We start from the raw sequence: 19,366 nt of genomic DNA, 5'->3' as shown, positions 1-19,366 counted from the left end.
GACTCTCTACAAAGGCGGACCGCGGTGTTCGCCGGGCCATGCGCGGCGACCTCCATCAGAACAACGGCCGCAGCACCAGCTCCAGCCCGAGCAGCAGCAGGAACCCGAGGAAACACGCGCGGAACACGCGTGCGCTGATCCGCTGCCGGATCACCTGCCCCAGCCACATGCCCAGCAGTGCCGGCACCACCGCCAACGCGCTCAGGCCCAGCTGCTGGATACCGAACGCGCCATGCAGCACCAGACCTGTCGTCAGTGAAATCGTCGACACAGTGAACGCCAGCCCGAGCGCCTGCACCAGCTCTTCGCGCTGCAGCCCCAGCGATTGCAGGTACGGCACCGCCGGCATCACGAACACGCCGGTCGCACCAGTCACCATGCCGGACAGTGCACCCACCAGCGGCCCCAGCCAGCGTTCGCGCCGTTCTGGCACGCGGAACACCGGTGCAAACAGCGCGTACGCGGCATAGATCACCAGCGCCATGCCCAAGGCCACGCGCGACCATGTGCGATCCACCCGTACCAGCAGCGCGGCCGAACCCAGCGTCACCACCACCACGGCCAGCATCATCGGCCACAGCCGCCGCACGATGGGCCCCAGCGACGGGCCCGACAACAACTGCCACGCGTTGGTGACAAAGGTGGGAATGAACAGCATCGAGGCCGCCGCCACCGGCGACAGCGCGCTGCCCAGCAGGCCCATCGCCACCGTCGGAAGGCCCATGCCGGTCACACCCTTGACCACGCCCGCCAGCACGAACACCGCCACCAGCAGAAAATAGAAGTACGTCGTTTCGTTCATGCCGTCATTGGATCGGGCAGGCCATCGGCGCACAATGCGGTCTTCCCGGCCCTTCCTTCGGTTGAACCGAAGGCTCTGGTGTCACGAGGAGGACAACACATGCGGATGGACATTGCCGACCTGCGCCTGTTCCTGGCCATCGCCGAAGCGGGCAGCATCACGGCCGGTGCATCACAGGCAAACCTGGCACTGGGCTCTGCCAGCGAACGCCTGCGCGCCATCGAAGCCGACGCCGGCACAGCCCTGCTGACCCGGCATCCGCGCGGGGTCAGCCTCACTGAAGCCGGTGCCGCTCTCGCCCACCATGCGCGGTTGATCGTGCAGCAGCAGGCGCAGCTGCGCGGCGAAATGCAGGCGTTCGCCCATGGCGCGCGCGGCACCCTGCACCTGTACGCCAATACCGCCGCACTGACCAACTACCTGCCGTCGCGGCTGGCCCCCTGGCTGGCCGAACGGCCGCGACTGCATGTAGAACTGCTGGAACGCACCAGCCCTGAGGTTGTACGCGCGATCAGTGCCGGCCAGGCCGAGGCCGGCATCATCAGCGACGCGGTCGACGCTGACGGACTGCAGCAGCACGTGGTTGCCGAAGATCCGCTGGTGATGCTGCTGCCGGCCGATCACCGCTTCGCCCCGCAGCGCACGCTGGCGTTCGCGGACGTGGCGGGCGAGACCTTCGTCGCGCTGGCCGATGGCAACGCACTGCAGACCTACATCGAAGACCAGGCCCGCGACATTGGTCGCCGCCTCGACGTCCGCATCCGCATGAAAACCTTCGAAGGCGTGTGCATCATGATCGGCCACGGCATCGGCCTCGGTATCGTGCCGCGCTCCATCGCCCGCCAGCATCGGCGCAGTACGCATACCGTTGCAGTGCCGCTTGCCGATGCGTGGGCACAGCGTCGCCTGTGCGCCTGTTTCGCACACTGGAAAGCGCTTTCGCCGCCAATGCGCAGCCTGCTGCTTCACCTCGGCGTCGAAGCAGAAAAAAAAGTGTGAAACAGTGTTGACACATCCGCTGCCATGCCGCAAAATTCTTCTCCTGAGTCGCCCAGGTGGCGGAATTGGTAGACGCACTAGCTTCAGGTGCTAGCGGGGGCAACTTCGTGGAGGTTCGAGTCCTCTCCTGGGCACCATGACTCAGCAAATGATCAAACCCGCGCAAGCGGGTTTTTTCATGCCTGCGGTTTGGGATGCGCGATGCATTGCGATTGCCGCTCAGTGTGTCGTATCCGGCGCCTCCCTGGCAGCCACCTGCTCGTACGAGCTTCCACCGGCGTGTCGCTATCACGCTCTGAACGACAACCTTTTCGGGATCCATTCCACGCTTCGTTCGAATTCGTACTTCTCCCAGACGGAATATGGCGCTTCCAGGGACACGTACGTGGTTGTTTCCATTGCCGCCCTTGTCTGCGGCGCATTCGTTGGCAGCCACCTGCAGGCCACTGCCGGCTGGATCAGCGGCGGCATCGTACTTGTGGCAGGAATGTGGGCGCTGGCCCAGCTGTTCCGCGCTCGCGTGGTTTTCAAGCGCGTACATCGCACACGCTAGACTCGCACCAATGCGCTTGGCCTGGATGTCCTTCGGTACGCCACCTGGCAGACATGACCTGGCGTAGACAGCAACGCGCAAACAAAAACCCCGCCTTCCGGCGGGGTTTTGTTTTTCATCAACAATGATCGATCAGTGCCCGCCACCCGCAGAGGCTGCACCCGCACCCGCACCGAACGGCGGCTTGGCCAGCCACAGGAAGGTGATGATCGCCAGGAAGATCCAGCCCAGCAGGAAGAAGATGTCGTTGAAGCCCATCTGCGAGGCCTGGTGGTTGATCATGTTGTTCAGTACCGCCGCGCCATGCTGCAGGTCGCCCTGCCCCATCGCCGCCACCTGGTCCTGCATGCCCGGCTGGTAGGCCGAGATGTGCTCGGTCAGGTCCGCATGGTGCACCTGGGTACGGCGCGCCCACAGCCACGTCGTCAACGATGCTGCGAAGCTGCCGCCCAGCGTACGCAGGAACGTGGCCAGGCCGGAGCCCGCCGCGATCTCGCGGCCATCCAGGTCCGACAGCAGGATCTGCAACACCGGCATGAAGAACAAGGCCACGCCGATACCCATGATCAACTGCACGCCGGCCACGTGCTGGAAGTCCACCTGCAGGTTGAAGCCAGAGCGCAGGAAGCTGGTCATCGACAGGAACACGAAGGCGATGGTTGCCAGCATGCGCATGTCGAAGCGCGAGGCGTACTTGCCCACGAACGGGGTCATGATCACCGGCAGGATGCCGATCGGCGCCGTCGCCAAGCCCGCCCAGATCGCGGTGTAGCCCATGTCACGCTGCAGCCACTGCGGAATCAGCAGGGCCACGCTGAAGAACGCCGCGTAAGCCACTACCATCGCCAGCGTACCGGCGCGGAAGTTGCGATGCCGGAACAGCTTCAGGTCGACGATCGGATCCTTGTCGGTCAGTTCCCAGATCAGGAACACCGTCAGCGTGACCACTGCCACACACGCCAGCACTACGATCTTCATCGACGAGAACCAGTCCTCGTCATTGCCCAGGTCGAGCACCAGCTGCAGTGCGCCGACACCGATCACCAGCGTGACCAGGCCGACGTAGTCCATCTTCGGCTTCTCGATCTGCTCCGGGCGCCCCTTCAACTGGTTACCTACCACCAGCGCGGCAAAGATGCCCAGCGGCACGTTGATCAGGAAGATCCATTCCCAGCTGTAGTTGTCGGTGATCCAACCACCGAGGATCGGGCCGCAGATCGGCGCCACCACCGTGATCATCGCCAGCAGCGCCAGCGCCTGTCCGCGTTTTTCGCGGGGATAGATCGAGACCAGCAGCGACTGCGTGATCGGGTACATCGGGCCGGCCACGAAGCCCTGCAGCGCGCGCGACAGCACCAGCATGCCCATGCTCTGCGCCAGGCCGCACAGCAGCGAAGTGATGACGAACGCCAGCGTGGCCCAGACGAACAGCTTGCGTTCGCCGAAGCGGCGGCTGAGCCAGCCGGTCAGGGGCAGCGCGATGGCCGTGCTGACCGCGAACGAGGTGATGACCCACGTCGCCTGCTGCGAACTGGCACCGAGATTACCGGCGATGGTGGGCAGCGAGACGTTGGCGATGGTGGTGTCGAGCACCTGCATGAACGACGCCATCGCCAGGCCCACGGTGCACAGGGCGACGCTGGGCGGCAGGAACCCGGAGGCCGCACCCGACGCCGCCGGGGCGCCCGGAGCACCGGGCGCGGCTGGAGCTTGTGCGGACATGGCGACCTCAGCCCACCTTCGCCTGCTGCGGCAGGTTGCCCTGGATGATCGTGTGGATCACCTCGTCGGCATCATGCAGCTGCTTGGCATACACGTCGGTGTCGAACACCGTGCCCTTGGCCGGGCTGCTCGGCAGCACTTCACCCTTCTGGTCGCGCAGGCTCACTTCGGCCTTCATCGACAGGCCGATGCGCAGCGGGTGCTCGGCCAGCTGCTTGGCATCGATGGCGATGCGCACCGGCACGCGCTGCACGATCTTGATCCAGTTGCCGCTGGCGTTCTGCGCCGGCAGCAGCGAGAACGCCGAACCGGTACCCAGGCCCAGGCTGTCGATGCGGCCCTTGTACTTCACGTCGCCGGCATACAGGTCCGACTTCAGCTCCACTTCCTGGCCCAGGCGCATGTGGCGCAGCTGGGTTTCCTTGAAGTTGGCCTCGACCCACATCTGCTCGGTCGGCACCACCGCCATCAGTGCGTTGCCCGGCTGCACGCGCTGGCCGACCTGCACCGAACGACGGGCGACGTAGCCGGTGACCGGCGCGACGATGCCAGCGCGGGCGTTGTTGAGGAAGGCCTGGCGCAGCTGCGCGGCGGCAGCCTGCACATCCGGCTGGGTGGCGATCACGGTGTCGTCGACCAGCGCACGGTTGCGCTCGACGGTCTCGCGCGAACCGGCCACGGCCGCTTCGGCAGCGGCCAGCTCGTCACGGGCGTGCGCCAGTTCTTCGTTGGAGATGGCACCGGTGGTGGCCAGGTCCTTGCGGCGGGCGAAGTCGTCGCGCACACGCTTCAGGGTGACCTGGCGGGCGTTCAAGTCCGCCTGCGCACCTTCCACGCTGCGGTACAGGCCACGGGTCTGGCGCACGGTCTTGGCCAGGTTGGCTTCGGCCTGCTGCAGCGCTACTGCGGTGTCGGACGGATCCAGCTGCACCAGCAGCTGGCCGCGCTCCACGCGCATGCCGTCATCAGCGTTGATGGCGACCACGGTACCGGCCACCAGCGGGGTGATCTGCACCTGGTTGCCCTGCACGTAAGCGTCGTCGGTTTCTTCGAACCAACGGCCGAACATGAAGTACCACAACGCCAGTGCGGCCAGCAGCAGCACGACGATCACGAACAGGCCGCGCAGCAGGTTGCCGCGGCGGTTGGGGGCGGCCGGGGCCGCGGTGTCTTGGGTCTGGCTCATGGCAGGGATCTTCAGGAATGCGAGGAATCGGAATGGGAGGCGAGCGGCGCGGCGTGATCGGCATCACTGGGCTGGAAACCACCGCCCAGCGCCTTGCTCAGGCGCACGGAGGTCTGCACCTGCTGCGACTGCAGGCCGGCCAGCTGCTGCTGTGACTGCAGCAGGGTGGACTGCGCGGTCAGCACGTCCAGGTAGCTGCCGATGCCAGCGCGATAGCGCTGCTGGGCCAGATCGAAGGCCGAACGCGCGGTGTCCACCGCCTGCTGTTGCGCGTTCGACTGCTGCGCCAGTGAGCGCACCGCGTTGACCTGGTCGGCCACGTCGCGCAGTGCATCGAGAACGGTCTGGTTGTAGTTGGCAACCGCCAGGTCGTACTGCGCATCGGTGTTGGCCAGGTTGGCGCGCAGCTTGCCGCCTTCGAAGATCGGCAGGCTCAACGCCGGGCCGATGTAGGCGAAGGTGGAGCTGCTCTTCAGCAGATCGCCCACGTTCGGTGCGACGACGCCAGCCAGTGCGGTCAGGTTGAAGCTCGGGTAGAACTTGGTCCTGGCGACCTTGATCTGCTTGTCGGCCGCTTCCACCCGCCAGCGCGCGGCAACGATGTCCGGACGACGGCCGAGCAGCTCGCTGGGCAGCACGCCCGGCAGCTGGAGCGCCATCGGATTCAACGCCTGCGGACGCTGGATCGACAGGCCACGGTCCGGGCCCTTGCCGACCAGGGCGGCCAGCGCGGTGCGGGCGGCGTCGATGCGCTGCTGTGCGGCCAGCACCTGCTGCTGCGCGGCCGGCACGCGAGCCTCGGCCTGGCGCACCTGCAGATCGCTGTCGATGCCGGCACTGCGGCGCTGGCGGGTCAACTGCAGCGACTTCTGCGAGCGGGTCAGCTCTTCCTCGGCCACGTCGTTGAGCTGCCACGCGTAGGCCAGGTCGGCATAGGCCTGGGTGATGCCGGTGGACAGGTTCAGGCGCGCGGCCTGGGCTTCAACAGTGGCGGCATGCGCGCCATCCACGGCGGCTTCCCAAGCGGCGCGCTTGCCGCCCCACAGGTCCACGCCATAGCTGAAATCAAACGCGACCTGGCTGCTGCCAGCGTAATGGCCGCCCATCTCGCTGCCGGCCATCGACTCGGGCAGGCGCAGACCGGTGTAACCACCGGACACCGACAGGCTGGGCAGGCGATCGGCACGCGCGGTACCGACCTGCGACTGCGCCTGGCGCAGGCGCGCATCGGCAGCGTCCAGGCTCGGGTGGCCGGCCAGCCCCTCGGCGACCAGCGCGTCCAGCTGCGCATCGCCCAGTGCCTTCCACCAGTCCTGCGCCGGGAAGCCGGTGGCGCTCAGATCGGTGTCGGCCAGGGTGCGTTCGCTGTGCAGGCTGTCCACATCGAGCACGTGGCCCTGCGGGTTGAGGCCGCGGCTGCTGGCGCAGGCGGCCAAGGCCAGGGCCAGCGCTGATACCAGCAGCGCGCGCCCGGACCGGCGGAGAGTGGAATGCGGGATCGGGTTCATGGGGTCGTCAGGGAATCGCGGATTCGGGTGAGGAGGGACAGCAGCTGCGTGCGTTCGTCGGCGGACAGGTCACGCAGGGCGTAATCCATCACCGCGTCGCCACGCAGCTTCAGCCGCGCCCACAGCGCGCGGCCTTCATCGGTCAGCACGATCTGCAGCGCACGCCGGTCCTGGGCATGCGGCTCGCGGCGTACGCAGCCCAGTGCCTCCAGCTTGTCCAGCAGACGGGTCACCGCACTGGGCACCTGGTCGATGGCCTGGGCCAGTTCATTGGCCGTGCACGGCGCCATGTTCGAAAGCACCTTCAACCCGATGTAGTGGGTGAAGCCGATGCCGAGGTCTTCTTCAGCCATGGAGGCGTCGAGTTGGCGGACCAGGCCGTCGCGCACCTGGCGCAGCAGCAGGCCGAAGCTGGGGGGAGTGGTTGCAGGACAGATCATGGGGGAGCATTCTCTTCCAAAAAAAATATTTCTCAATGGAAATATTCGATCTGGCATCGAATGCTGTGTTGCAGCAGTGGGCTGGATCAGTGAAGGCGCTCACCTTAATGGCCCGCTCAGCTGGCCCGGTAGTACAATTCAGCCAATGGATGACACATTTCAGCCAGCGGATATGATGAACAAGGCAGAAATCCCCCCTCCCAAGCGCCTGCTGCGTGATGACGCACTGGACTGGTTCGAGCGCAATGACGGCCCTCCGGTTGTCGCTTTCCGCTTCGACAGCCCGCAGGGCCTGGTCCGTGAAGTGGACTGGCATCACCACCAGCGCGCACAGCTGATCTGTGTCGAGCGCGGCCTGTTGACCACCCGAACCTCGCACGGCACGTGGTCGCTGGCGCCGGGTTCGGCCGGCTGGATGCCGCCGCTGGAGCCGCATACGGTCACCCTCGACGGGCCATTGCGTGGCTGGGGCATGGCGCTGGCCGCGCCCGCCTGCGCCACCCTGCCCTCCGACCCCTGCGTGCTGGGCCTGTCCAAGCTGGCGCAGGCGCTGGCCGACCGTATCTGCGAATGGCCGCTGGGCTATGCCACCACCCCTGAGCGCCAGCACATCATCGATGTACTGCTGGACGAGATCCGCACCGCACCGCGCCAGCGCATGCACCTGCCGATGCCGCACGACCGGCGCCTGCTGAAGATCGCCTCGCAGCTGCTGGCCGACCCGTCCGACGAGCGCAGCCTGGCCGAATGGGCGCACTGGGCGGGTCTGTCGCCGCGCAGCCTGACCCGCCACTTCCGCGACGAGACCACGCTCAGCTTCGCCCAGTGGCGGCAGCAGGCCCGCCTGTCCGAGGCGCTGCGCCAGCTGACCGACGGCCGCAGCGTGGCCGATATCGCCCACGCGCTGGGCTTCAGCAGCGCCAGCGCCTTCGTCACCGTGTTCCGCCGCCACTTCGGTTTGCCGCCCGGGCGCTACCTGGCGCGGGCCGGGCATGGCCTGGAAACCGGGCTGGACCCTGCGCGCGGCTTGGCATCCCCGGCCGCATCCGGATAATCACAGGATTGCGAGCGGCGACCGCCGTCGCCGCCTCCCGACAATAGGTAACAACGCCGCATGACCGATCTTGCCCGCCCCGTGTTCCACGGATTCGAACAACTGCCGCTGCGCGAGTACGCAGAACGCGCCTACCTCGACTACTCGATGTACGTGGTCCTGGACCGTGCCCTGCCGTTCATCGGCGACGGCCTGAAGCCGGTACAGCGCCGCATCATCTATTCGATGAGCGAGCTGGGCCTGAATGCCGCGTCCAAGCCGAAGAAGTCCGCGCGCACCGTCGGTGACGTCATCGGTAAGTACCATCCGCACGGCGACAGCGCGTGCTACGAGGCGCTGGTGCTGATGGCGCAGCCGTTCTCGTACCGCTACCCGCTGATCGAGGGCCAGGGCAACTTCGGTTCCAGCGATGACCCGAAGTCGTTCGCGGCGATGCGTTACACCGAATCCAAGCTGACCCCGATCGCCGAAGTACTGCTGGGCGAACTGGGCCAGGGCACCACCGACTGGGCGCCGAACTTCGACGGCACCCTGCAGGAACCGACCTGGATGCCGGCGCGCCTGCCGCACCTGCTGCTGAACGGCACCACCGGCATTGCCGTGGGCATGGCCACCGACGTGCCGCCGCACAATCTCAATGAGATCGTCAGCGCACTGCTGCACCTGCTGGACAACCCCGAGGCCAGCGTGCGCGACCTGTGCGAGCACGTGCAGGGCCCGGACTACCCGTCCAGCGCCGAGATCATCACCGCGGCCAATGACCTGCGGAACATCTACGAGACCGGCAACGGCAGCGTGCGTGCGCGTGCGACCTTCACCAAGGAAGCCAACAACATCGTGGTCACCGCGCTGCCGTTCCAGGTGTCGCCGTCGAAGGTGATCGAGCAGATCGCCGCGCAGATGCGCGCCAAGAAGCTGCCGTGGCTGGAAGACATCCGCGATGAGTCCGACCACGCCAACCCGGTGCGCGTGGTGCTGGTGCCGCGCTCCAACCGTGTCGACGCCGAGCAGCTGATGGGCCACCTGTTCGCCACCACGGACATGGAGCGCAGCTACCGCGTCAATCTCAACGTGATCGGGCTGGACGGCCGTCCGCAGGTGAAGAACCTGAAGATGCTGCTCAGCGAATGGCTGGCGTTCCGCAGCAGCACCGTCACCCGCCGCCTGCAGCACCGCCTGCAGAAGGTCGAGCGCCGCCTGCACCTGTTGGAAGGCCTGCTGGTCGCATTCCTCAACCTGGACGAGGTGATCCACATCATCCGGACCGAGGACGAACCGAAGGCGGCGCTGATCGCGCGCTTCGGCCTGTCCGACGACCAGGCCGAGTACATCCTGGAAACCAAGCTGAAGCAGCTGGCGCGCCTGGAAGAGATGAAGATCCGTGGCGAGCAGGACGAGCTGGCCAAGGAGCGCGAGAAGATCCTCGGCATCCTCGACAGCAAGACCAAGCTGAAGAAGCTGATCCGCGACGAACTGACCGCCGATGCCAGGAAGTTCGGCGACGCACGCCGTTCGCCGCTGGTCCAGCGCCAGGCCGCGCAGGCCATCGACGAGACCGAACTGGTGCCGAGCGAGCCGATGACCGTCGTGCTGTCGGAGAAGGGCTGGATCCGTGCCGCCAAGGGCCACGACGTCGATGCGTCCGCCCTGTCCTACCGCGATGGTGACGCCCTGCAGGGCGCGGTGCGTGCACGCAGCACCCAGCAGGTCGCGTTCCTCGACAGCGAGGGTCGCGCCTACTCGACGCCGGTACACACCCTGCCCTCCGCGCGTGGCAACGGCGAACCGCTCACCGGACGCTTCTCGCCGGCCGCGGGCACCAGCTTCGTGACCCTGGCCAGCGCCGAGCCGGACACCCGCTTCGTGCTGGCCTCCACCCACGGCTACGGCTTCGTCACCCGCTTCGAGAACCTGATCGGCCGCAACAAGGCCGGCAAGGCGATGCTGAACCTGTCAGCCGGTTCGACCGTGCTGACCCCGTCGGTGGTGGCCAACGTCGCCACCGACCGCATCGTGGCGGTGACCAGTTCCGGCAACCTGCTGGCAATCGCCGCCAACGACCTGCCGGAACTGGACAAGGGCAAGGGCAACAAGATCATCGAGATCCCGAAGGCCAAGCTCGCCACCGAACGCGTGGTCGCCATCGTGGCGATCAGCCCGGGCCAGACCCTTCAGGTGCGCAGTGGGCAGCGCACGATGGGCCTGAAGTTCAACGAGCTCGACGCCTACCTCGGCGCCCGCGCCACCCGCGGCCACCTGCTGCCGCGCGGCTGGCAGAAGGTGGAAGGGCTGTCGGTGGAGTAAGGGCTGGGGCCCTGCTCCTGGTGGGTGTCAACCTTGGTTGACACACCTTACCCCGGTAGACGCCAACCCCGGTTGGCGTTTTCCATCCCAATGGGGTCAGAGCCGTTTTCGTTGAAAACGGATCCGACCCCGGACACGAAAAAGCCGGGGCATTCCCCGGCTTTTTCGTTGTCGGCTGGCGGGCGGTGGAGCAGCTGGCGGACGAAGGCTGGCTGGCGGTGCTCCGGTGCTGGCGGGCGACAGAACGCTGTGCTTCTGGTAGACCCGACCGCTGGTCGGCTGCCCTGCAAAAGCGGCCGACTAACAGTCGGCCCTACCGGGTCGGCGCGAGGCGCCGGCTCAGTGCGCCGGGGCGCCGTTGCCGTCGATCTTGCTCAGCTGGTACAGCTCCAGGCCGATGCGCTTGATCAGGCCCAACTGCTGTTCCAGCCACCAGGCATGGTCTTCCTCGGTGTCCTTCAGCTGCGCCAGCAGCATGTCGCGGCTCACGTAGTCACCCTTCTCCTCGCACAGCTTCATGCCGGCGGCGAGATTGTTCCGAACCGCGTATTCAGTATCCAGATCCTTCTGCAGCATCTCCTCCACGGTCTTGCCCGGCTCGGTGGCATGCGGGCGCATGTCCGGGTCGCCTCCGAGGAACAGGATCCGGCGCAGCAGCGCGTCGGCGTGCTGGGTTTCCTCTTCCATCTCGTGGTTCAGGCGTTCGTACAGCGCGAACAGGCCCTGGTCCTCGTAGCGGCGGGAATGGATGAAGTACTGGTCGCGGGCAGCAAGCTCGCCGCGCAGCAGTTCCTTCAGGCAGGCGATGACGTCCGGGTTGCCTTTCATGGGGGGCTCCTGTGAATCGATGTGACATAGGGTGCCGCATTTCAAAATACGGTGATCTAATCGGAATCAGTCGCAGTTGCGCCTGCGGCTACAATCGGCCCACGAGTTCGGAAAGGACGTGCGATGCGACGTACATGGCGTTGGGTGCTGGGCGTGCTGATCGCCATCGTGCTGGTTACCGTACTGGGCCTGTGGCTGCTGCTGCGCGGCAGCCTGGCCGACCTCGACGGCGAACATGCACTGCCTGGTCTGGCCAGGCCGGTCACCGTCGAACGCGATGCGCTGGGCGTGGTCACCATCACTGCCGGCAGCCAGGCCGACGCGATGCGTGCACTCGGCCATGTGCATGCGCAGGAGCGCTATTTCGAGATGGACCTGATGCGCCGCAGTGCCGCCGGCGAGCTGTCGGCGCTGTTCGGGCCGAAAGCCATCGACGCCGACAAACGCATGCGCGTGCACCGCCTGCGCGCCCGCACCGAGGCGCATCTGGATACCGCGCTGGGCGACAACGGCGCGGCCGTGCGTGCCTATGTGGACGGCGTCAACGAAGGCCTGGCTGATCTCTCCGTGCGGCCGTGGGCCTACCTGCTGCTGCGGCAGTCACCGCACCCGTGGCAGGCCAGCGACAGCGTGCTGGCCGGACTGGCCATGTACGCCGACCTGCAGGACCCAGGCAACCAGACCGAGCTTGCCCTGAGCCGCATCCGCGCGGTGGTGCCGCCGGCGCTGTACGCGCTGATTGCCCACGACGGCACCGAATGGGATGCACCGCTGTTTGGCGAAGCCACCGGCAACGCGGCCCTGCCCGATGCAAGCCAGCTCGATCTGCGCACATTGAAGGGAAAGCCGGGCACCGAGCAGGAGGAGGCGGACGTCATCGGCAGCAACAACTTCGCGGTGGCCGGCGCACTCACCGCCGACGGCCGCGCGATCGTGGCTGACGACATGCACCTGGGCCTGCGCGCGCCTGGCCTCTGGTTCCGGGTGCGCCTGCGTTACCCCGACCCGCAGGCTGCAGGCGGCCAGGTCGACGTCACTGGCTTCTCGCTGCCTGGCCTGCCGGCGGTGATCGTCGGCAGCAATGGACACGTCGCCTGGGGCTTCACCAACAGCTACATCGATACTGCCGACTACCGGACTGAACCGGCCAGCGCCGCTGTGACCGTGCACGACGAACACATTGCGGTGGCCGGCCAGGCCGACGTGGTGTTCCCGGTGCGCGAAACCGCCTGGGGCCCGATCCTGCACACCCATGCCGATGGCAGCGGCGATGCCCTGCGCTGGGTCGCGCACCTGCCCGGCGCGGTGCGCCTGGACTTCGGTGATCTGGCCCGCGCCGGCGATCTGGATGGCGCCCTGCACTTCGCCGACCGCGCCGGCATCCCCGCGCAGAACCTGGTGGTCGGCGACCGCAGCGGACGCATCGCCTGGCGCCTGATCGGCGCCCGCCCCGACCGAGGCCCCGGCTGTGCGCCGGCCGGCTTCAATGCTGCCAACAACCAGGACTGCGCGCCGTGGCCGATCCGCAGCGATGCCTCACCTGCACTGATCGATCCCACCAACCATCGCCTCTGGACCGCCAATGGCCGCGTGCTGGATGGCGAGGCACTGACCATCGTCGGCAACGGTGGCTACGACCTCGGCGCGCGTGGGCGGCAGATCCGCGACCTGCTGGCCATCCAGGAACGCTTCGACGAGCACGACCTGCTGGCGATCCAGCTTGATGACCGCGCGGTGTTCCTGCAGCGCTGGTGGGCGTTGCTGCATGACGTCATCGAACACAGTGACGATCCTGCGCTGAAGCGGTTGAAGTCCGTCAGTCACCAATGGGGCGGCCGGGCCTCGACCAGCTCGGTGAGCTACCGGGTGGTGCGCGAGTTCCGCACGCAGGTGATGGATACCCTGTCCGATGCACTCCTGGCACCGGCCAACGCGCAGCTGGGCGATGACTATCTGGACCCGCGCCTGGCACAACTGGAAGGTGTGGCCTGGCCGATGCTGCAGCAGCGCCCGGCCAATCTGCTGCCACCGGCTTACGACAGCTGGGACGCGCTGCTGCTTGATGCAGCTCACCGCACCGAGAGCGAGCTGGCCAAGCAAGGCCCACTGGCCCAGCGCACCTGGGGCGAGCGCAACACCGCGGCGATCTGCCATCCCATCGCGCGTGCATTGCCGGACATCGCCAAACGCTGGCTGTGCATGCCCACCGATCCCCTGCCCGGTGACCGCGACATGCCACGCGTGCAGACGCCGAACTTCGGTGCCTCCGAACGCATGGTGGTTTCGCCCGGCCACGAGGCCGACGGCATCGTGCACATGCCCGGCGGCCAGAGCGGCCATCCGCTGTCGCCGTACTGGGCGGCTGGCCACGAAGACTGGGTGCATGGCCGACCGACCCCGTTCCTGCCAGGCAAGGCGCAGCACGTGATGACGCTGGTCCCTGCGCGTTGACGACCAGGGTCAGATCCCTTTTCCAAAGAAAAGGGATCTGACCCCATCATTGCAGCGTCAGGCCAGCGCCTGCTCATGCACGCCGGCAATCGCGCGGCCGGAAGGATCGGCTGCTGCCGCGAAGCTGGCATCCCACGCAATCGCCGCCGGCGACGAACAGGCAATCGACTTGCCGCCCGGCACGGTCTCGGCCGCCGCGCGGCTGGGGAAGAACTGTTCGAACAGGTGGCGGTAGTAGTACGCCTCCTTGGTCTGCGGCGGGTTGTGCGGGAAGCGCTTGTCGGCCGCCGACAGCACGCGGTCGCTCACCTGCGCTTCGGCATGCGCTTTCAGCCCGTCGATCCAGCCATAGCCGACGCCGTCGCTGAACTGCTCCTTCTGCCGCCACAGGATGCTGTCCGGCAGGTAGCCCTCGAACGCTTCGCGCAGCACCGCCTTCTCGATGCGGCGGCCACCGAAGCCGGCACCGACCATCTTGTGCGCGGCATCGAAGCGCATCGCCACATCGAGGAACTCGCGGTCGAGGAACGGGACACGCGGCTCCACGCCCCAGGCCATCATCGACTTGTTGGCGCGCAGGCAATCGTAGTTGTGCAGGGCATCAAGCTTGCGTACCAGCTCATCGTGGAATTCGCGCGCATCCGGCGCCTTGTGGAAGTACAGGTAGCCGCCGAAGATCTCGTCGCTGCCTTCGCCGGAGAGCACCATCTTCACGCCCATCGCCTTGATCCGCCGTGCGAGCAGGAACATCGGCGTCGATGCACGGATGGTGGTGACGTCGTAGGTCTCGATGTGGCGGATCACTTCCGGCAGCGCATCGAGGCCTTCCTCGAAGGTGTATTCGAAGCCGTGATGCACGGTGCCGAGTGCCTCGGCAGCGATCGCCGCAGCCGCCAGATCGGGCGAGCCCTTCAGGCCGATCGCGAACGAATGCAAGCGCGGCCACCAGGCTTCGGTCTGTCCACCATCCTCGATGCGGCGACGCGCGTAGCGTGCGGCCACCGCCGCCACCAGCGACGAGTCCAGGCCACCGGACAACAGCACGCCGTACGGAACGTCGCTCATCAGCTGGCGTTCCACCGCATGCTCGAACGCCTGGCGCAGTTCGGCCAGGTCGGCCTGGCGGCCCTGCACGTCGGCATAGTCGCGCCACGGTTGCTGGTAGTAGCGCACCAGCTCACCGCTGGCGCTGTCGAAGTAATGGCCCGGCGGGAACTGCGCGACGTCGGCACAGGTATCGACCAGTGCCTTCATTTCCGAGGCCACGCGCAGCCGGCCCTGTGCATCGTGGCCCCAGTACAGCGGCACCACGCCCACCGGGTCACGTGCCACCAGCACCCGTCCGGCCTCGCGATCCCACAGGGCGAAGGCGAAGATGCCATTGAGCTGTTCCAGCCACTGTGCTGGCGTACCGCCCTGACGGTACAGCGCGTTGATCACCTCACAGTCCGAACCGGTCTGGAAGTCGTAGGCGGTGGTCAGCGTGGCCTTCAGCTGCTGGTGGTTGTAGATCTCGCCGTTGACCGCCAGCGCCAGCTGCCCATCGGCCGACAACAACGGCTGCGAGCCACCGGCCGGATCGACGATGGCCAGCCGTTCGTGAACCAGCAGCGCGCCTTCATCGAGGTACACGCCGCTCCAGTCCGGACCGCGGTGACGCTGGCGTTGCGACAGCTCCAGCGCGTGGCGGCGCAGGGCGGGAAGATCGTCACCGGCCTGCAGGCCGAAGATTCCGAAGATCGAACACATGGCAGAGCTCCTGTTGTGGGGATTTCACGGGGAAGGTGTTCGACCGGCAACCAGGCCCGGGGGGACTGCGCCCGGGCACAAAAAAACCCGCATCGGCTGATGCGGGTTTTCTGGTGTCCGGGCGTGTGTTGCTGTCTATCTACCCAGGGCGCAGTCCCGCATCGGCCGCGCACGATTATTCGCGCGCAGATTATTGCGGTTGTTGTTATTGACGGCGGTGGCCAGGCGGATCGACATGGCATCGACCCTACCCCGGTTTTCGGCGCCGCGCAACAGTTGCGTCGGCAACCACGCGGAAGGACCGCCACCGCGCCAGCCAGCGCATAATGGCCCACCCTGAACCGTGTAACAGGAATGCAACACCGCAATGGACGCACCGGAGCGCTGGCCGCCCTGCTCTGCCTGAGCCTGGCCGCCTGCCAGAGCCTACCCCCACCTTCCACACTGCAGCTGGACCAGCAACAGGTACTGGAGCAACGCGGAACCGACGGCAGCTTCGACGGCGCCTGGGAAACCGCGCGGACCTTCGAGCGCTTCAACGATCTGCGCGCCGTCACCTACTACGAGCGTGCCGCAGCGATCACACCCTGGACCTTCCACAACACCAAGGCGGAAGAAGCACTGGGCCGGATCTGGATCTCCGGCACGCTGCAGCATGCCGACAGCCCCCACATCAACCCGGCACCGGTGCTGCGCGCGTCCTGGCGACGTGGCGAACGCTGGTCTATGGCCGCCGCCAACCACGGCAATCCGTATGCGTTCTTTGACCTGGCCAAGGCCTATCGCGAGCGCGGCGATGCCCAGCGAGCGCTGCGCTGGGACCTTCGCGCGATGGTCTACCAGCGCTATGCGTCGTCGTCATCGGGACTGCCCGGCGCAGTAGCGGCCACAGGCGATACCGTGCATCCGCTGGTGGCGAGGATCCAACGCCGTGCCGCTGCAGGTGACGCCGACGCACAGGTCGATCTGGGCGCACTGCTGGAAAAAGGCGTCGGCCTGCCACGCGATCCAGCGCGTGCACTGCAGCTGTACCAGCGCGCAGGTGAGCGGGGCAATGTGTTCGGCCAGTACTTCGCCGGGCTGCTGCTGGGCCGCCGTGCGCCGGGCGTGGAGAAGGACACCGATGCTGCCGCGCGCTGGTTCGCGCGCGCCGAGGCGCAGCGCTTCTACATGGCCGCGCCCAGCTACTGGAAGAAAGCGATCGAGCCGCCGTTCTTCATTTTTTCAGAGTAGAGCCGAGCCATGCTCGGCCGCTTCTGGTGGAATAAACAGCCGAGCATGGCTCGGCCCTACTGGGAAGCGGCCCCGGCGGGAGGCGTGCCGACCAACGGTCGGCACCCACCTCGGCAGGATCGGGGCATCCCCACCACAGGGCTCACACCAGCAACCGTTCCACCAGCCGCTGGTACAACCCCGGCAGTGCTTCCAGATCGTCAACGCGCACGTTCTCGTCCACCTGGTGGATGCTGGCGTTGACCGGTCCTACTTCGATGCACTGCGCGCCCAGCGGCGCGATGAAACGTGCATCCGAGGTGCCGCCGCCGGTGCTTTCTTCCGGGGCACGGCCGATGTGCTCGGCCAGTACCGCGCGCGCAGTCGCACGCAGCGTGCCTTCCGGGGTGTAGAACGGCTCACCGCTGCGATGCCACTTGAGCGTGTACTGCAGGCCATGCCGGTCAAGCAGTGCAATGATCTCTGCCTCCAGCTTCGGCGCATCCCAGTGCGGGTTGTAGCGGATGTTGAAATCCACCTCCAGCTCGCCGGGAATCACGTTGTTGGCACCGGTACCCGCGTGGATGTTGGATATCTGCAGGCTGGTCGGCGGGAAGCTCTCATAACCGTCGTCCCAGCGCCGTGCGCTCAGTTCGGACAGTGCCGGTGCCGCCTGATGGATCGGATTGCGCGCTTTTTCCGGGTACGCCACATGCCCCTGCACGCCCTGCACGCGCAGCTTGGCAGACAGGCTGCCACGACGGCCTACGCGCAGCAGGTCACCCAGCGTCGAAGTAGACGATGGCTCTCCGGTAATGCACCAGTCGATGCGCTGGCCGCGTTCGGCGAACAGCCGCGCCACGTGGCGCACGCCGTCGATCGCATCGCCCTCCTCGTCACTGGTCAGCAGTACTGCCAGCGTGCCGGGATGATCGGGATGTGCGGCGACGAACTGCTCGGCGGCGACCACGAATGCAGCCACGCTGCCCTTCATGTCGGCGGTGCCACGGCCGTACAGCACACCATCACGGATCTGCGGCGTGAACGGATCGCTGGCCCAGGCCTCACGCGGGCCAGGCGGTACCACGTCGGTGTGGCCCAGCAGCACCAGTACCGGCGCACCCTGGCCGTGGGTCGCCCACAGGTTGTCGACCTCGCCCAGGCGCAGGTGGTCGCAATGGAACCCGGCCTGCTTCAGCCGCGCCGCCAGCAATGCCTGGCAGCCGGCATCGTCCGGCGTCACCGAAGGCCGCGAGATCAGCTCGCAGGTCAGGTCGAGCACCGCGCTCATGCGTCGCCCACGCTGAAGCGCGCCTTGAAGCCGTTGTCACTGAACCCCTGGGTGACCTTGCCATCGGTGGTGACCACCACCGGGCGCTTGATCAGCTGCGGGTACTCGCGCAGCAACAGCTTCCACTCGGCCTCGGAATCGGCGGACTTGCGGTTGTCCGGCAACTGCCGCCAGGTGGTGGACGACTTGTTGACCATCGCGCCCAGGCCGCCCAGCTGCGCCGCCCACGCCAGCAGCGTTTCCGGGCTGGGCGTGTTGTCGCGGTAGTCGACGAAGGTGTACGGCACGCCGAAGCGGTCCAGCCACTTGGTCGCCTTCTTGCAGGTATCGCAGTTCTTCAAACCGTAGACAGTGGTGCTCATGGCCATCTGTGATGCTGGAAAACAGAGGGCCAGAATCTCACAACAGGCGCTCGGACACGACCCGGAACGGCACCCGGGGCAGCCGGAAGGCCAGTCCCCCATGCAACGCCACGTCCATCGCCTGCAGACGAGGGCAATGCAACTCGCCGAGCAGGCGCAGCGGCAGCAGGCTGTCGACGTCCACCGGCAACGCAATGCGCGTGCTGGCCCAGCGGTGGTCACAGGTACGGGCGATGGCCTCGTCCTGGCAGGTCAGGAAGCTCAGCACGGCGTGGTGACCACCGAAAGCGGCCGACCATGCTGCATCCTCCCAGGCGTCTGCGGCCCGCCACTGCAGGCGCAGGTCCGGTGCACTGCCCTCCCCACCCTCGATCCCCGTACAGCCGCCGCCTTCGGCGTCCAGCACATGCGCGAAGCGTGCCGGCAGATGCGGCTGCATGGCATCGCTGAAGGCGCGTGCGCCGGCCACGAAGGCCAGCTGGTCCATCACGTTGCGATCGAACAGCACCACCGGCGTTCCGTCCGGATCGTCGTCGCGGCGCAGGTACCAGCGCCAGTTGCTCTGCCTGGGAGACGGCAGCAGAGAACGCAGCGGCCCAGCCAGCGCCGGCCCGAAGTGCCCATGCCGGTAGCTGAGGATGGTGTAAGGCGTATGTCCGGCATGGACCACGTAATGATGGCCCGGCGGTGGCGTTGGTGCGTGGCGCACGTCGACCCACCAGCTCACGTAGACCACGTCGCGCACATCGCTGACCAGGGCCGGCATCGGCCAGCGCCGCGACAGCCCGCGGCGCAGACGGGTCCAGCGCAGGGCGTGCAGCAGGCGCGGCAGCATCCGCCCGAACAGGGTGTCGGACGGATGCCGGTAGATCGCGGACTGCGCCAGATCCTCCGGCGCAGTCACC

The 19,366-nt window shown here is 66.9% G+C and carries 16 protein-coding genes and 1 tRNA gene; 7 read left to right on the top strand and 10 right to left on the bottom strand.

Annotated features, from left to right (window positions below; all coding sequences use genetic code 11):
• Window positions 1-55: 55 nt before the first annotated feature.
• Window positions 56-802 carry a sulfite exporter TauE/SafE family protein gene (locus tag AC13GA_RS05295; RefSeq protein ID WP_065722395.1) on the bottom strand — a complete coding sequence of 249 codons (747 nt, stop codon included), beginning with the start codon at window positions 800-802 and terminating at the stop codon, window positions 56-58.
• Between the two features lie 99 nt (window positions 803-901).
• Between AC13GA_RS05295 and AC13GA_RS05290 the strand changes: the two genes are divergently transcribed.
• The 3 genes from AC13GA_RS05290 (at window position 902) to AC13GA_RS05280 (ending at window position 2,354) form a co-directional block, all read left to right on the top strand.
• Window positions 902-1,801 carry a LysR family transcriptional regulator gene (locus tag AC13GA_RS05290; protein WP_482997657.1) on the top strand — a complete coding sequence of 300 codons (900 nt, stop codon included), beginning with the start codon at window positions 902-904 and terminating at the stop codon, window positions 1,799-1,801.
• 50 nt (window positions 1,802-1,851) lie between these two features.
• Window positions 1,852-1,938, top strand: a tRNA-Leu gene (locus tag AC13GA_RS05285).
• A gap of 11 nt (window positions 1,939-1,949) precedes the next feature.
• Window positions 1,950-2,354 (top strand): hypothetical protein, encoded by a 405-nt coding sequence (locus tag AC13GA_RS05280; protein ID WP_482997656.1) that lies wholly within the window; start codon window positions 1,950-1,952, stop codon window positions 2,352-2,354.
• A gap of 132 nt (window positions 2,355-2,486) precedes the next feature.
• Here AC13GA_RS05280 and emrB read toward each other — a convergent pair whose 3' ends face one another.
• From emrB to emrR, 4 genes are read right to left on the bottom strand one after another with little or no spacing between them, the layout of a single operon-like run.
• Window positions 2,487-4,076 carry a multidrug efflux MFS transporter permease subunit EmrB gene (gene emrB, locus AC13GA_RS05275; protein WP_046983117.1) on the bottom strand — a complete coding sequence of 530 codons (1,590 nt, stop codon included), beginning with the start codon at window positions 4,074-4,076 and terminating at the stop codon, window positions 2,487-2,489.
• 7 nt (window positions 4,077-4,083) lie between these two features.
• A complete protein-coding gene (gene emrA, locus AC13GA_RS05270; protein ID WP_482997655.1) occupies window positions 4,084-5,262 on the bottom strand; it encodes a multidrug efflux MFS transporter periplasmic adaptor subunit EmrA in 1,179 nt (392 codons plus the stop codon).
• A gap of 11 nt (window positions 5,263-5,273) precedes the next feature.
• Entirely contained in the window at window positions 5,274-6,770 is a 1,497-nt protein-coding gene (emrC, locus tag AC13GA_RS05265) for a multidrug efflux transporter outer membrane subunit EmrC (RefSeq protein ID WP_046983119.1), read from the bottom strand.
• Window positions 6,767-7,210, bottom strand: a complete 444-nt coding sequence (gene emrR, locus AC13GA_RS05260) for a multidrug efflux system transcriptional regulator EmrR (protein ID WP_025877626.1) — start codon at window positions 7,208-7,210, stop codon at window positions 6,767-6,769. The genes emrC and emrR overlap by 4 nt, the downstream gene beginning before the upstream one ends.
• 172 nt (window positions 7,211-7,382) lie before the next feature.
• On the opposite strand from emrR, the gene AC13GA_RS05255 reads away from it, so the two are divergent.
• Both AC13GA_RS05255 and parC read left to right on the top strand, forming a co-directional pair.
• Window positions 7,383-8,264, top strand: coding sequence for a helix-turn-helix domain-containing protein (locus tag AC13GA_RS05255; RefSeq protein WP_049456750.1), 882 nt, complete (start codon window positions 7,383-7,385; stop codon window positions 8,262-8,264).
• A gap of 60 nt (window positions 8,265-8,324) precedes the next feature.
• Window positions 8,325-10,568, top strand: a complete 2,244-nt coding sequence (parC, locus tag AC13GA_RS05250) for a DNA topoisomerase IV subunit A (RefSeq protein ID WP_428709179.1) — start codon at window positions 8,325-8,327, stop codon at window positions 10,566-10,568.
• Between the two features lie 339 nt (window positions 10,569-10,907).
• On the opposite strand, the gene bfr is transcribed toward parC, so the two are convergent.
• A complete protein-coding gene (gene bfr / locus AC13GA_RS05245; protein WP_004151115.1) occupies window positions 10,908-11,396 on the bottom strand; it encodes a bacterioferritin in 489 nt (162 codons plus the stop codon).
• A gap of 123 nt (window positions 11,397-11,519) precedes the next feature.
• Here bfr and AC13GA_RS05240 point away from each other — a divergent pair, with 123 nt between their 5' ends.
• A complete protein-coding gene (locus AC13GA_RS05240; RefSeq protein WP_482997654.1) occupies window positions 11,520-13,847 on the top strand; it encodes a penicillin acylase family protein in 2,328 nt (775 codons plus the stop codon).
• Window positions 13,848-13,904: 57 nt separating this feature from the next.
• Here AC13GA_RS05240 and asnB read toward each other — a convergent pair whose 3' ends face one another.
• Window positions 13,905-15,596 carry an asparagine synthase B gene (asnB, locus tag AC13GA_RS05235; RefSeq protein WP_136638653.1) on the bottom strand — a complete coding sequence of 564 codons (1,692 nt, stop codon included), beginning with the start codon at window positions 15,594-15,596 and terminating at the stop codon, window positions 13,905-13,907.
• Between the two features lie 354 nt (window positions 15,597-15,950).
• Between asnB and AC13GA_RS05230 the strand changes: the two genes are divergently transcribed.
• Window positions 15,951-16,829 (top strand): tetratricopeptide repeat protein, encoded by an 879-nt coding sequence (locus tag AC13GA_RS05230; RefSeq protein ID WP_482997653.1) that lies wholly within the window; start codon window positions 15,951-15,953, stop codon window positions 16,827-16,829.
• A 142-nt stretch (window positions 16,830-16,971) separates the two neighbouring features.
• Here AC13GA_RS05230 and dapE read toward each other — a convergent pair whose 3' ends face one another.
• The 3 genes from dapE to AC13GA_RS05215 are packed head-to-tail and all read right to left on the bottom strand — an operon-like array spanning window position 16,972 to window position 19,365.
• Window positions 16,972-18,099, bottom strand: coding sequence for a succinyl-diaminopimelate desuccinylase (gene dapE / locus AC13GA_RS05225; RefSeq protein ID WP_046983126.1), 1,128 nt, complete (start codon window positions 18,097-18,099; stop codon window positions 16,972-16,974).
• Window positions 18,096-18,467, bottom strand: coding sequence for an arsenate reductase (locus tag AC13GA_RS05220; protein ID WP_136638654.1), 372 nt, complete (start codon window positions 18,465-18,467; stop codon window positions 18,096-18,098). Before AC13GA_RS05220 ends, dapE begins: the two co-directional genes overlap by 4 nt.
• A 31-nt stretch (window positions 18,468-18,498) precedes the next feature.
• Window positions 18,499-19,365: a hypothetical protein gene (locus AC13GA_RS05215; protein ID WP_430766974.1), complete on the bottom strand. Its 867-nt coding sequence runs from the start codon at window positions 19,363-19,365 to the stop codon at window positions 18,499-18,501.
• Between the last annotated feature and the right edge of the window lies 1 nt (window position 19,366).

Source organism: Stenotrophomonas sp. 22DLJC03 (assembly GCF_056861405.1).
This window is presented reverse-complemented; position numbering and strand designations above follow the sequence as displayed.

Bases quoted from the DNA above. Each gene is read 5' to 3' on its own strand.
- AC13GA_RS05295 (WP_065722395.1), bottom strand. From the start codon at position 802: ATGAACGAAACGACGTACTTCTATTTTCTGCTGGTGGCGGTGTTCGTG.
- AC13GA_RS05290 (WP_482997657.1), top strand. From the start codon at position 902: ATGCGGATGGACATTGCCGACCTGCGCCTGTTCCTGGCCATCGCCGAA.
- AC13GA_RS05280 (WP_482997656.1), top strand. From the start codon at position 1,950: ATGATCAAACCCGCGCAAGCGGGTTTTTTCATGCCTGCGGTTTGGGAT.
- emrB (WP_046983117.1), bottom strand. From the start codon at position 4,076: ATGTCCGCACAAGCTCCAGCCGCGCCCGGTGCTCCGGGCGCCCCGGCG.
- emrA (WP_482997655.1), bottom strand. From the start codon at position 5,262: ATGAGCCAGACCCAAGACACCGCGGCCCCGGCCGCCCCCAACCGCCGC.
- emrC (WP_046983119.1), bottom strand. From the start codon at position 6,770: ATGAACCCGATCCCGCATTCCACTCTCCGCCGGTCCGGGCGCGCGCTG.
- emrR (WP_025877626.1), bottom strand. From the start codon at position 7,210: ATGATCTGTCCTGCAACCACTCCCCCCAGCTTCGGCCTGCTGCTGCGC.
- AC13GA_RS05255 (WP_049456750.1), top strand. From the start codon at position 7,383: ATGATGAACAAGGCAGAAATCCCCCCTCCCAAGCGCCTGCTGCGTGAT.
- parC (WP_428709179.1), top strand. From the start codon at position 8,325: ATGACCGATCTTGCCCGCCCCGTGTTCCACGGATTCGAACAACTGCCG.
- bfr (WP_004151115.1), bottom strand. From the start codon at position 11,396: ATGAAAGGCAACCCGGACGTCATCGCCTGCCTGAAGGAACTGCTGCGC.
- AC13GA_RS05240 (WP_482997654.1), top strand. From the start codon at position 11,520: ATGCGACGTACATGGCGTTGGGTGCTGGGCGTGCTGATCGCCATCGTG.
- asnB (WP_136638653.1), bottom strand. From the start codon at position 15,596: ATGTGTTCGATCTTCGGAATCTTCGGCCTGCAGGCCGGTGACGATCTT.
- AC13GA_RS05230 (WP_482997653.1), top strand. From the start codon at position 15,951: ATGCAACACCGCAATGGACGCACCGGAGCGCTGGCCGCCCTGCTCTGC.
- dapE (WP_046983126.1), bottom strand. From the start codon at position 18,099: ATGAGCGCGGTGCTCGACCTGACCTGCGAGCTGATCTCGCGGCCTTCG.
- AC13GA_RS05220 (WP_136638654.1), bottom strand. From the start codon at position 18,467: ATGGCCATGAGCACCACTGTCTACGGTTTGAAGAACTGCGATACCTGC.